This is a genomic window from Sorangium sp. So ce693 (assembly GCF_051521375.1).
Classification (GTDB): Bacteria; Myxococcota_A; Polyangia; order Polyangiales; family Polyangiaceae; genus Sorangium; species Sorangium atrum.
Window position 1 is genome coordinate 3,723,841 of record NZ_CP150347.1, and the last position, 12,446, is coordinate 3,736,286.

10 protein-coding genes are annotated in these 12,446 nt (G+C 73.4%); 5 read left to right on the forward strand and 5 right to left on the reverse strand.

Annotated elements, in window-relative coordinates; translation table 11 throughout:
* The first annotated feature begins 130 nt into the window (after positions 1-130).
* The 3 genes from wecB (at position 131) to WMF14_RS14250 (ending at position 3,745) form a co-directional block, all read left to right on the forward strand.
* The gene (gene wecB / locus WMF14_RS14240) at positions 131-1,249 is read left to right on the forward strand and encodes a non-hydrolyzing UDP-N-acetylglucosamine 2-epimerase (protein ID WP_437801485.1); all 1,119 of its coding nucleotides are present in this window, start codon (positions 131-133) and stop codon (positions 1,247-1,249) included.
* A 295-nt stretch (positions 1,250-1,544) separates the two neighbouring features.
* On the forward strand, positions 1,545-2,141 hold the full coding sequence (locus WMF14_RS14245; RefSeq protein ID WP_437801486.1) for a pilin: 597 nt from the start codon (positions 1,545-1,547) through the stop codon (positions 2,139-2,141).
* A gap of 11 nt (positions 2,142-2,152) precedes the next feature.
* Positions 2,153-3,745, forward strand: a complete 1,593-nt coding sequence (locus WMF14_RS14250) for a pentapeptide repeat-containing protein (protein ID WP_437801487.1) — start codon at positions 2,153-2,155, stop codon at positions 3,743-3,745.
* Between the two features lie 113 nt (positions 3,746-3,858).
* Here the strand turns inward: WMF14_RS14250 and ptsP are convergent, their stop codons facing one another.
* Genes ptsP through dhaK form a run of 3 tightly spaced genes read right to left on the reverse strand, consistent with a single transcriptional unit; the run spans position 3,859 to position 7,958 of the window.
* Complete coding sequence (gene ptsP / locus WMF14_RS14255; RefSeq protein ID WP_437801488.1) at positions 3,859-6,297, reverse strand: phosphoenolpyruvate--protein phosphotransferase; 2,439 nt, start codon at positions 6,295-6,297, stop codon at positions 3,859-3,861.
* Entirely contained in the window at positions 6,294-6,953 is a 660-nt protein-coding gene (dhaL, locus tag WMF14_RS14260; RefSeq protein ID WP_437801489.1) for a dihydroxyacetone kinase subunit DhaL, read from the reverse strand. The genes ptsP and dhaL overlap by 4 nt, the downstream gene beginning before the upstream one ends.
* A 3-nt stretch (positions 6,954-6,956) precedes the next feature.
* The gene (gene dhaK / locus WMF14_RS14265) at positions 6,957-7,958 is read right to left on the reverse strand and encodes a dihydroxyacetone kinase subunit DhaK (protein ID WP_437801490.1); all 1,002 of its coding nucleotides are present in this window, start codon (positions 7,956-7,958) and stop codon (positions 6,957-6,959) included.
* Between the two features lie 107 nt (positions 7,959-8,065).
* On the opposite strand from dhaK, the gene WMF14_RS14270 reads away from it, so the two are divergent.
* Entirely contained in the window at positions 8,066-8,809 is a 744-nt protein-coding gene (locus tag WMF14_RS14270) for a YqjF family protein (protein ID WP_437801491.1), read from the forward strand.
* A 108-nt stretch (positions 8,810-8,917) separates the two neighbouring features.
* Here the strand turns inward: WMF14_RS14270 and WMF14_RS14275 are convergent, their stop codons facing one another.
* Complete coding sequence (locus WMF14_RS14275; RefSeq protein WP_272103355.1) at positions 8,918-9,874, reverse strand: YheT family hydrolase; 957 nt, start codon at positions 9,872-9,874, stop codon at positions 8,918-8,920.
* Positions 9,875-9,921: 47 nt separating this feature from the next.
* Positions 9,922-11,715, reverse strand: coding sequence for an MXAN_6577-like cysteine-rich protein (locus WMF14_RS14280; protein WP_437801492.1), 1,794 nt, complete (start codon positions 11,713-11,715; stop codon positions 9,922-9,924).
* Between the two features lie 323 nt (positions 11,716-12,038).
* Here WMF14_RS14280 and WMF14_RS14285 point away from each other — a divergent pair, with 323 nt between their 5' ends.
* Entirely contained in the window at positions 12,039-12,434 is a 396-nt protein-coding gene (locus WMF14_RS14285) for a hypothetical protein (RefSeq protein WP_437804476.1), read from the forward strand.
* Positions 12,435-12,446 lie beyond the last annotated feature (12 nt).

The window sequence follows — 12,446 nt, forward strand, 5'->3', positions numbered from 1 at the left end:
CGCCGGCCGCGGCGGAGGCGAGGCGCGGGGAACGAGGAGGCAGGCGAGCAGAATCGCGGATCGGCCTCGCCCGCGGCTCCGTCAAAACGCTGGTGCTGCGCCGGGTACCACGGCATCATCCTCGGTCGAGATGATCTACCTCGTCGCCGCGACGCGCCCGAACTTCATGAAGCTCGCCCCCATCTGCCGCGCCCTCAAGGCGCGCCGCCTACCGATGCGGCTGCTCCACACGGGGCAGCACTTCGACACGACGATGAGCGACGTGTTCTTCCGGGACCTCGGCCTGCCCACGCCGGATCACACGCTGAAGGCAGGCGGCGGCTCGCACGCCCAGCAGACCGCGGCGGTCCTCGTCGGCGCCGAGGCCGACATGATCGAGCACCGGCCCAAGGTGGTTGTCGTCGTCGGGGACGTCACCAGCACCCTCGCAGGCGCGCTCGCGGCGTCCAAGCTCGGCATTCCTGTCGTCCACGTGGAGTCCGGGCTGCGCTCGCGCGACTGGACGATGCCCGAGGAGATCAACCGCGTCCTCACCGACCAGCTCTCCGATCTCCTGCTCACCCCCTCTCACGACGCCCACCCCAACCTGCTCGCCGAGGGCATCGCGCCCGAGCGCATCCGGTTCGTCGGCAACGTGATGATCGACTCGGTCCACTACGCCCTCAAGCGCCAGACGGACGCGCTCTCGCGCTTCGGGCTCGAGCCGAAGAAGTACGCGATCGCGACGCTCCACCGCCCGGCCAACGTCGACAGCGCCGAGCGGCTCTCCGAGACGCTCGACGCGCTCGAGGCGATCGCGCAGCGCCTGCCGACCGTGTTCCCCGTCCACCCGCGCACCGTCGCCCGCGCCGAGTCGTTCGGGCTGTCGACGCGCCTCCGCGAGACGAAGGGGCTCCGGATCATGGAGCCGCTCGGATACGACGATTTCGTGACCGTGATGGGCAATGCGCTGCTCGTCGCCACTGACTCCGGCGGCATCCAGGAAGAGACGACCGCGCTCGGGATCCCGTGCCTCACGATGCGTCAGGGCACCGAGCGGCCCATCACCGTGACGCAGGGCACGAACATCGTCGTCGGGCTCGACGCCGCGCTCATCGCGCGCGAGGTCGACGCCATCCTCGACGGCCGCGCCAAGCGAGGCTCCGTACCCGAAGGATGGGACGGCAAGACCGGCGAGCGCATCGCCGATGCGCTGGAAGCGTTCCTCGCGGGGGATCCGCCGCCCAAGACCGCTGGCCCGCGCGCCTGAGCCCACCGCCCGTCCGCGCTCGCCGCCGTCCCGGAGCGGCCGGTGCGGCGGGAGCGACTGACGCGACTGACGCGACTGACGCGACGCCGAGCGCAGGATGCACCACGCGCGCTCACCGCGCGCCACATCGCTTCTTCCGTGGCCTACGTGGGAGTCGAGCCGCCGGCGCGACCACACTCCCCACAACCCCCGACCAAACAGCGTTCCATGGGCCGGAGCGCTCTGGGTTGTGCTTGTTTATCGATGAACAGCCCCGGTATATAGTTGTATCGTGGCAAGAAATTTTCGACCTGGCGTGGAGTGGGCGGCTCGAGGGCGAGGTCAACGAGGTTTCTCGCTCGTCGAGGTGATGGTCGCGGGCGGGGTCGTGACGATCCTGGCCGCCTTGGCGACCCAGGGGGTGTCCAAGTACCTCGTGTTCGCCAAATCGGCCGAGGCCAAGCAGACGATCGGCGGCATCGCCAGGGCCGTCGTCGGTTCGGTCGAGCGCCTCCAGGCGATGTCGGGCACCACGGCGATCCAGCCGCTGTGCAGCGATGCGGTCACGGTGCCCAACGGGTTCTCTCGTGTCCAGGGGAAGAAGTATCAGCCCGACCCCAGCCCGGGTGTTGACTACAACACCGGCAGTCCGACCGTGGGCTGGAAGTGCCTTGGGTTCGCGATCACCCAGCCCCAGTCGTACCAGTATCGATATCGACTCGGCGGCTCTCCCATGCCCGTCTCCGTCAATCATTTTCCGGAGGACGTGCCGGAGGATCGCAGGTGGGCCGCCTATGCGCGAGGCGACCTCGACGGGGACAATACGCACGCGTGGTTCGCGCTGGACGGCTACATGAAGGACGGGCAGGTGGTGTTCGCCAGCACGATCGGCACCATCGACCCGGATGAGTAGGCGGCGCCGCCATGGACACCGCAGCTCTCCACACGCTCTTCGGTGCCCTGTCTTCGCGTCGCGGCGGCGATAGCACCGCGATCGAGCTCCCGGGCGCGGACCTCGCGGCCGCGCACCTGCGCTGCGCCGACCTCCAGGGCGCGAACCTCGCGGGTGCGCGCCTCGACGGGGCCAAGCTCACCGGCGCGAACCTCGGGGGGGCGCGGCTCGACGCCGCGTCGCTCGTCAACGCCGACCTCACCGGGGCCGACCTGCGCTGGGCCGATCTCTCGGGGGCGCTGCTCGGCGGGGCGCTGCTCGCGGCCGCGGACCTGCGCGGGGCCAAGCTCCCGCGCTCGTTCTCCTCGGCGGGCTCGCTCGTGGGCGCGCGCGTCGATCCGTCGGCGTGCGCGCGCTCCGGCTTCGACGAGGAGGCCATCCTGGCGCTGGCGAGCGCGGGCGCGTCGTTCGACGACATCGCGTCGTTCCCTTCGCCGCTGCGCGACGCCCTCGCGAGCGCCGACGCGGTCCCCGAGAGCGCGGAGCGGAGCCGTCTCCCCGCGGCGCCGGACTCGCGGCGGATGGAGGCGGCGCCGGACTCGCGGCGGATGGAGGCGGCGCCGGACTCGCGGATGGAGGCGGCGCCGGACTCGCGGCGGATGGAGGCAGCGCCGGACTCGCGGCGGATGGAGGCAGCGCCGGACTCGCGACGGATGGAGGCGGCGTGGTCATTGCAACGGATCTCGGCGCCACCCGAGTCGCAGCGGATACCCGAGTCGCAGCGGATGTCCATCGCGACCGACGGGCCTCGCCAGGGCGCGGCCGCCAGCGCCTCGCGCCGCGCTGCCGGTGAGCGCGAGGCTCCGCCGGTCCGCCGCCCCGGCGTGTCCGGTGGCCCTCGGAGGGCGCCAGACTCGCCCTTGCTCGCGCGGCCGACCGAGCTGCGCCTCGCGCTCGCCGGCGGCGCATTGCTCCTCGTCCTCGCGGCCGCCGTCGCTCTGGCCAAGATCCCTCCGCACGGCCTCCTCGTGGTAGCGCACGCCGGCAGCGTGCTGGGCGCGGCGCTCATGACGTTCGCGCTGCCTCTCTTCGGTACCGAGCGCGACGCCGCGCGCTCCCTGGGCGCCCGCCTCGTGCTCGCCGCGCTCGCCGCGACGCTCGTCTACGGCCTCGATCCGTCGCGCCTCGCGGTCTTCCGGCTGCGCGCCACGCTCGCCTCGGGCGACGCCGCGCAACGGTCGGCCGCCGTACGCCTCCTCGCGCGGAGCGGTCACCGCAGCTTCGAGGGGCTGGATCTGTCGGGGCTCGACCTCTCCCGGGCCGATCTCACCCAGACCAGCTTCCGGAACGCGCGCCTCGCGGGGGCGGACCTCTCGAACGCCGCGCTGATGGAGTCGACCTTCGGGAGCGCCGATCTGACCGCTGCCAACCTCCGAGGCGCCGACCTCACCGGGAGCGACACAGAACAGGCGATCGGCTGGGAGCTCGCGGCGTGCGATGCGGCGACCGAGCTGCCCGACGACAGCGCGTGCCTGCTGGGACACCCGGCGCGGGCAAGCCAGCCCTCGGGCGACGCCGCCGCGCGCTCCGCGCACGAGGGCGCCGCGCCGGCGGGAGCGCCGTAACGGGCGGCGATCGACGGTCGCGGCCCGGATCGCCCTGGAGGTTGGGCGCCGGGCCGGCCGGACGTCTGGCTGTCCGTCGCCAGGCGTCTGGCGGCTCGGTCACGGCAGCGACGTCAGCCCGGACGCCGCGCCGCCGCGCGGGCCGCCGCCGCGTCGTCGACCGCGAGCGCCTCCTCGGCGATGGCGGCGAGATCGGCGAACGACGCACCGGCGAGCGCGTCCTCCACCGCGTCGAACGCGGAGGCGCACATGCTGAGGCGCGTGACGCCGAGCCCGACGAGGAGCGGCGCGACGCCGGGATCGCCGGCGGCCTCGCCGCACACAGAGACCGGCCGCCTCGCGGCGTGCCCCGCCTCCACCACCGCGCGCACGAGCCGCAGCACGGCCGGGTGCGCCGGATCCGCGAGCGCGTGCAGCCGGGGGTGACCGCGCTCGGCCGCCAGCGTGTGCTGCGTCAGATCGTTGGTCCCGATGCTGAAGAAGTCCGCCTGGCGCGCGAGGCGCTCCGCCATGAGCGCCGCCGACGGCACCTCGACCATGATGCCCGTGGCCACGGGCCAGCGGTGCGCCGCGCCCGTCGCCGCGAGCGCCTCGTGCGCGCGCTCCAGCGCGGCGCGCACGGCGCTCACCTCCGCGGCGGTCGAGACCATCGGGACCAGCACCCGGATGTCATGGCCGCGCCCAGCGACAAGGATCGCGCGGAGCTGCGCCTCGAGCAGCGCCGGCCGCGCGAGGGAGAGGCGGACGCCGCGGACGCCCAGGCTGGGGTTCGCCTCTGCCTCGAGCTCGAGGTACGGCAGCGCCTTGTCGCCGCCGACGTCGAGCGTTCGGACCACGATCGGAGCGCCGGCGAACGCCGCGAAGATCTCCGCGAGCAGCTCCGCCTGCTCGGCCTCGCCGGGCTCGTCCACGCGGTCCAGGAACAGCATCTCGGTGCGCAGGAGCCCTATCCCGACGGCGCCGGCCTCGCGCGCGGCGCGCGCGTCCGAGGCGCCAGCCACGTTCGCCCAGAGCTCGACCTCGCGGCCGCAGGCGAGGCGCAACCGGCCGTCCCGGGCGCCTGGCGGCCGCCGTGACGCGCGGAGGGCCGCCTGCCGCCGCTCGAGCTCGATCGTGGTCTCGGGATCCGGGTCGAGCCACACCTCGCCGGTCGCACCGTCGAGGCCGGCGCGCGCGCCGCCGATGTCCGGCACCAGCGCCGCGGCCCCGGCGACCGCGGGGATGCCGGCGCTCCGCAGCAGGATGGCGGCGTGCGAGGTGGGACCGCCGCGCCGGTCGATGACGCCGAGCACCCGCCCCGGTTCGAGCCGCGCGGCCTCCGACGGCGTGAGGTCCTCGGCCACGACGACGGCCGGCGGACCTTCGGGCAGCACCGCCGCGGCGCCGCCGAGCAGGGCGCGCACCACGGCGTCGCCCACGTCGTGGACGTCGGCCTCGCGCGCCCGCAGGTACGGGTCGTCGAGCTGCCGGTAGATCGCGGCCGCAGCGTCGATCGCCTGGCGGAAGGCCCAGGCGGCGTTGCAGCGCTCCCGCTCGATGCGCCCGATCGCCTCGTCGACGAGCGCCGGGTCGCAGAGCAGCGCTTGATGCGCGTCGAGGATGTCGGTGCCGCGCAGCGCGCTGCCGAGGTCCTGCGCTGCCAGATCGAGCGCGCGCCGCAGCCGCTCGGCCTCGGCCACAGGATCGTCGACCGTTGTCTCGGGGACCTCCGGGACGGATCGCACCAGCCGGACCATCGGGCCGAGCGCGATGCCGGGCGCGACGGGGATCGCGTGGCACGACGCGGGGGGCGCCGTATGCGCGCCCGCTGGCGCATCGCGCTGCAGGAGCGCAGCGAGCGCCTCGACGGCCTCGCCCGCCTGCCGTCCGGTCGCGCGCAGGCGCAGCACGTCGCCCCGGCGCGCGCCGAGGGAGGCGAGCGCGATCAGGCTCGAGGCCGGCACCGGACCGCGCGCGGCCGTCACGTTCTCCAGGGTGATCGCCGCGTCGAAGGCCGCCGCGCGCGTGATGAGCCGCGCGGCAGGGCGGGCGTGGAGGCCGCTCGGATCGGCGATCGCCAGCTCGACCGTCGCGGCCGTCGCGGCCGGCGCGGTCGCGGCCCCGGCCGCCGCCGCGGGGCGCTCCGCCTCGCCGAGATGCTCGGCCTTCGGAGCGAGCGCCTGCCGCGTCTCCGCGGCGACCTGATCGAGCGTGCCGCCCGCCGCCGCCCGCACGGCGGCCGCGATCGCCCCTTCCACGATCGGCCCGCCGGAGAGGCGCGTCCGCGCGGCGACGGCCGGATCGACGAGCTCGAGCGCCGTCTCGGCGCTCAGGATCGCGCCGCCGATGTCCATCAGCACGACGGCGCCGGCCGGCCCGCAGACGCGCTCGATCGCCGCGGCGATCGCGGTCGCGTCGGTGCCGAGCTCGGCGCCGCCGTCGCCCGCGCCCGCCGCGCAGGCGATGGCGACCGCCTCGCCGGTCATCTGGCGGGCCAGCGCCTCGGTGGCCTCGGCGAGCGCTCGGCTGTGCGAGACCAGGACGAGCCCGACGCGGCCCGCCGCCCCGCTCATACGCCTGCCGTCGCGGCCAGGCTCCGCAGCAAGAGCGAGCACGACGTGGCGCCGGGGTCCTGGTGCCCAGCGCTGCGCTCTCCGAGGTAGCTCGCCCGGCCCTTGCGAGCGATGAGCGGCACGGTCGCGAGCGCGCCGGCCTGCGCCGCCTCGGCGGCGCGGGCGAGCCCGTCCATGAGCGGGGAGCGCGCCGGCCCGCCCGTGGGCGCCGGCGCGCTCAGCGCGGCCTTGAGCGCGTCGACCGCAGGGGAGAGCGCGTCGACCATCGTCTTGTCGCCGGGCGATGCCTTGCCTCGCCGCTTCACGCCGTCGAGGCCCGCCTCGAGGCACCCGGCCAGGGCCGCGAGGTCCAGCGCCGCCGCACCGGCCGCCCGCTGGCCCGCGTCGCGGAACAGCGTGCCGTAGAGCGGGCCGCTCGCCCCGCCGACGGTCGACAGCAAGATCATCCCGACGCCCTTCAGCAGCGCGCCGACGTCGCCGTGATCGAGGCCGCCGAGCCGGGCGCGCACCGCCGTGAAGCCGCGCGCCATGTTGACGCCGTGGTCGCTGTCGCCGATCGCCGCGTCGAGCTCGGTCAGGAGCGCCTTCTCGCGCTCCATGACGTCGGCCGCGCGCTCGATCCACGCCGCGATGTGCGCGCCGCTCAAGGCGTCCATGGCTCAGGTCCCCCAGCGCAGCGCCGGCGTGTGCACGGGCGCGTCCCACCAGCGGAGCATCTCGTCGTCGAGCTTGAGCAGGGTCGCCGACGCGCCGGCCATCTCGAGCGACGTGATGTACGACCCCACGAGGCTGCGCGCGACCTTGAGGCCGCGGCCCTGCGCGATCGCGCGCGCCTTGCGGTACACGACGTAGAGCTCGAGGAGCGGCGTCCCGCCCATGCCGTTGACGAACAGCAGCACCTCGTCGCCCGGCTCGAACGGCAGGTCGTCGAGGATCGGCTGCATCAGGATCTCGGCCACCCGGTCGGCCGGCTCCAGCTTGGCCCGCCGCCGGCCGGGCTCGCCGTGGATGCCGATGCCGACCTCCATCTCGTCCGCGCCGAGCTCGAACGATGGCTTGCCGGCGTGCGGCACCGTGCAGGCGGAGAGCGCGACCCCCATGCTTCGGCCGCGCGCGTTGACCCGTCGACCGAGCGCCGCCACCTCCTCGAGCGGGCGGCCCGCCTCGGCGGCGCCGCCGCAGATCTTCTCGACGAGGACGGTCGTCCCCACGCCGCGCCGTCCGGCAGTGTACAGGCTGTCCTCGACCGCCACGTCGTCGTTCACGAGCACGCCCTCCACCGGGATTCCCGCCTCGCGCGCGAGCTCGGCGGCCATCTCGAAGTTCATCACGTCGCCGGTGTAGTTCTTGATGATGTGGAGCACGCCGGCGTCGCCGTCGACTGTCCGCGTCGCCTCGAAGATCTGGTCGGGCGTCGGGCTCGTGAACACGGCGCCGGGGCAGGCGGCGTCGAGCATGCCGCGCCCGACGAACCCGGCGTGCAGCGGCTCGTGCCCGCTGCCGCCGCCGGAGAGCAGCGCGACCTTGCCCTTGCCCTTCGCCTCCGCGCGCGTGACGAAGCGCGGCGCGGCGTTCACCCGGAGGAGCTCGGCGTGAGCGAGCGCCATGCCTTCGAGCGCCTCATCGACGAGATCGTCCGGCGCATTGATGAGCTTCTTCATCCTGCCTCCGCTCCGTGCCCGTTCGGCTCCGCGCGCAGGATATCCCCATGCCATTGCCCGCTGCGAGAGGAGATCTTCTGACCGCGCCGTCCTATGCTGAGGTCGCCGTGGATCGAATCGCCCCGACGCTCCGCCCCCCTGGCCGCCCGGCGGGCTTCCAGCGCTGGAGAGAGCTGCTCTTCCTGCACTGGGAGACGCCCATCGCCGCGCTCCGCGCCGTCGTGCCGCCTGCGCTCGAACTCGACACCTTCGAGGGCAAGGCCTACGTCGGCGTCGTCGCCTTCACCATGCGCGACGTCAGCCCCTGGTGGTCGCCGAGCGTGCCGGGGATCTCGAACTTCCACGAGCTCAACGTCCGCACCTACGTTCACCAGGAGGGGCGAGCGCCGGGCGTCTGGTTCTTCAGCCTGGACGCGGCCAAGGCGATCGCGGTCGTAGCGGCCCGGGTCGGCTGGCACCTGCCCTATCACCACGCCTCGATGGATCTCGAATCGAGGGACGGGGAGGTCCGTTACCGCAGCGCGCGGCGCTGGCCGGGCCCCGTGCCTGCGCGCTTCGAGGCGCGCTATCGCGTCGGCGCGGCGATCCAGGGCGGCGCCGCGGCGCCGGGGACCTTCGAGCACTTCCTGGCCGAGCGCTACCTGCTGTTCGCCGCGAGCGGCGACGCGCTCAGGATCGGGCAGGTGCACCACGCGCCCTATCCGCTCCACCGGGCCGAGGTGACCCACGTCGAGGAGAGCGTCGTCGCCGCGGCCGGCCTGCCCGCCCCGACGGGGGCGCCGCACGTGCTCTATAGCCCAGGCGTGGACGTCGACGTCTATGCGCTGACCCCGGCCGCTCCACGCGGGTGACGTCGCCGCGCCGTGGCCGCGCGGTGCTCCGATCGCGCTCCCGCGCCCCGATGCCCCGGGGAGCCGAGCCCACCGAGCCGCGGGCACGGCCGCGGCCACTCCTGCGCGTCAATGCCTCGTGAGCCAGTGGATGACCTGGGATTCGAGGCCCGGGGCCGCCCCGAACCCGAGGCTCAGCGTCCGCGGGAAGCCCACGTGCCCGCCGTGCCGGAGCCACTGCACGTCGAGCAGCGGCGAGCGCGGGTGGGCCTCGATCGCCGGCCGCACCGTGTCGAGCGGCACCATCGGGTCGGCCTCCGCCGCGACGATCAGCGACGGGACGGCGATGTCGCGGAGGCGCGGGGCGGCGCTCTCGCTCGCATAGTAGGCCTCCACGCTCTCATAGCCGAAGCGCCGCGTCATGATGCGCCGGTCCCATTCGCGGATCGTGCGAATGGCGAGCGCCTCGTCGAGGGGCACGGGCACGGCGCGGCGCGAGGCGACGGCGGTGTACATCTCCTTCAACCCGGACATCACGTGCCTGCGGTACACCCACCGCTCGGGCTGATCGATCGCGGCGACGGATCGCTCCAGGTCGAGCGGCGGGCAGACGGCCGCCACGGCGTGGACGCGCCCGTCGAGCGAGCCCGAGGCCGCGTACCGGAGGGCGATATGCCCGCCGAGCGAGTAGCCGAGGACGAGCACGCGCTCGTACCGGTCGAGCTCGGGGGAGGTGATGGCGGCGTGGAGATCGGAGAACAGGCCAGCGTGGTAGATGTCGTCTCCGTCGCCCCCGGCGCCGCGCAGGTTGACGCGCAGGCAGGCGAGCCCGGCGCGCTCGGCCCTCAGAGCGGCCTCGACCATATAATAACTCTCGCTCGTACCGCCGAGCCCGTGGACGACGACGAGGATCGAGCTCGCGCCTTCTCGGTGGCGGATCCTGCCGAGCAACCGGACGGGCCCGGCAGGAGTCTCATCGACGTGGACCGCGAAGGGGGAAGACGGAGCGAGCCGCGGGGCGCGAATCTGATGCTTGAGCCAGGGAGCGACCGTCCAGAAGTGGCCGTGGAGGATGCGCTGCATCATCCCGTTCGTAACACGGGCGACGCAGCGTTTCTATTTCACGCGCTCGCTCAGCGACACACGACCTCCGGCGAGCCGCTGCAATCGTTCCGGCACACGTCGCAGAGGGCGCACTGGAGTATCGCTTCGTAGAGGGCCGCGCTGGCCGGGTCTACCGTCCTGCAGGTCTCCTTGCAGGCGGCCGTGTCGCACGTACGGAAGCAGCTCACGTACTCCATGCACGGGGTGCTTTCCGTGCACGCCGAGAGCTCGTCGGCGCAGCGGGTCTCGAGCGCGCACCGGACGCACCCCGAGCTGCCGTCGCCGCAGGTGCCCGAGCCGTCGCATACCGGCGGCGGGACGGCCCGCTTCACGTTGAGCGTGAACGCGCCATCGCTGGTGTCGGTCGAGCCGTCCACCACGATCACGACGGTCTGACCCGCCGCGAGCGTCACCGTGACCTCCGACTGCTCGACGTCCGTGTCGTCGTTGCACGCGAGCTGAGCCCCCCTGCACGTCGCGTCGTGCACGTGGAGCATCGTGTCGAACGCCGATCCGAACGTATCGAAGGTGTAGTCGCCGGCGACCGGCGCCGTGAACGCGTATCCCGCGTCGGGGCTGCCCGACGCGCGGCAGGCCGTCGTCGCGGTCGGCCGCACGCTGTTGGGCCGGCCGACCGTGCTGCCGGTGATCGTCTGCGGCACCGACGAGGCGAGGGTGCCCGCCGGGCAGCTCGGCGCGCTCGCCCGCGTCACGTTCAGCTCGAAGGTGCCCGCCTGGCCCTCCGCGCCGTCGACCACGATGTAGACGGTCTGGCCCGTGGCCAGGTCGGCCGTGATGACCGCGCTCGGGTCGGCGCTGCACGCGATCTCGGAGCAGCCCGTCGCGTCGAGGAGGGCGAGGACGACGCTGTAGCCGGAGTTCGTGCTGTCGAACGAGTAGACGCCCGCGGTCGCGGCGGTGAACGAGTAGATGCGCTCGCTCGAGCTCGTGGCGGAGCACGTCGGGGAATACGTGTTCGGCAGGCCCGCGGTCGTGCCGTTCACGATCTGCGGCACGGCGCTGCCGAGGTCGTGGCCCGGGCTCACCGTGCACGCGCACGCCCCGGCCTGGCAGACCTGCGTGTCGTTGCACGCGGCGCCGCACTCGCCGCAATGCTCGGCGTTGGTCTGGAGGTCGACGCAGACGTCGACGCCGTCGCAGGCCGTGAGCCCGGAGCCGCAGCCGTCCTCGCACTGGCCGGCGACGCACGTCTGATCGCCCGTGCACGCGGTGCCGCACTCGCCGCAGTTCCCGGCGTCGTTCCGGAGGTTGACGCAGGCGCCGTCGCAGTCGGTGAGCCCCTGCGAGCACTCGCCGTCCTGGCACTCGCCCGACTCGCAGGTCTGGTCGTCCGTGCACGCGGCGCCGCACTCGCCGCAGTTGCTCGGATCGGACGAGACGTCGACGCACGTGCCGCCGCAGTCGGTGCGCCCCGTGGGGCAGCCGCCCTGGTCCTGGCACGCGCCGGCCTGGCATGTCTGCCCCTCCTCGCAGGCGTTGTTACAGCGGCCGCAGTTCGCCTCGTCGCTCTGGGTGTCGACGCAGCTGTCGCCGCACGCCGCGAGGCCGTCGTCGCACGCGGCCACGCACTCGCCGTCGCGGCAGGTCTGATCGTCGCCGCACGCCACGCCGCACGCGCCGCAGTGGCTCGTGCTCGTGCCCGTGTTGATACAGATGCCGTCGCACTCCGTCTCCGGCGCGACGCACGCGCTCGTGCTGGGGCCGCCGTCCGAACACGATGCCACGGCGGAGAGCGCCGCCGCGGCGAGCCAGAGCAGGGTATACGTCGGCGCGAGCCTGAAGCGCGATTTGAGCTTTTCCATGAACCTTCCCTCGGCAGGGTTGCCGACGACGGGGGTCGTAACGCGGAGCTACCGGGAGGATACGACGATGGCCTTCCAGGATGTCAATCCTTGCAGCCTGAATCCCGCGCGCAGATCGTCGATCCTCGTCGGTGCGCGCGCGCGCCGTTTTGCCACCGTCGTACACCTTGACCACAGGGTGCGCTGCTCGGGCCAGCCTAGCCTCGCGCGGCTAGGCTGATGAGCCAGCCAGCGCCGGCGCTCTCCGGAGGGGAGGGAGGCAGCGCGGATTACCCTGGCGCGGGAGGCGGTCTACGCATGGATGGCGCGCGCGAGGGCCCGCCATGACGCCAATCGCTCCGAGCACCAACCGATTTCCCCCTCAGATCAAGTACATCATCGGAAACGAGGGGTGCGAGCGCTTCAGCTTTTACGGGATGAAGAACATCTTAACGTTCTTCATGATCAACACCATGTTGATCCACGAACACGTGGCCAAGGCCAATTACCACCTGTGCGCGGCGTCCACCTCACGGCGCTCGGCCGGCATGGCGATCACGGGCAACCTGATCACCGCCGCCGTCGCGGCGCTCAACGTCTTCACGGGCGCGCTCCAATACCTCTTCTTCGCGGCGCTCATCCTGATCGCGGCCGTCGTCTTCGGCCTCCTCGCCCGGCGCTACGTGGTGGTCGACTACTTCCAGCGGAGGCCCGCGGGCGCGTCCGTCCCTGCGTCCTGACGCGCCGCGCCG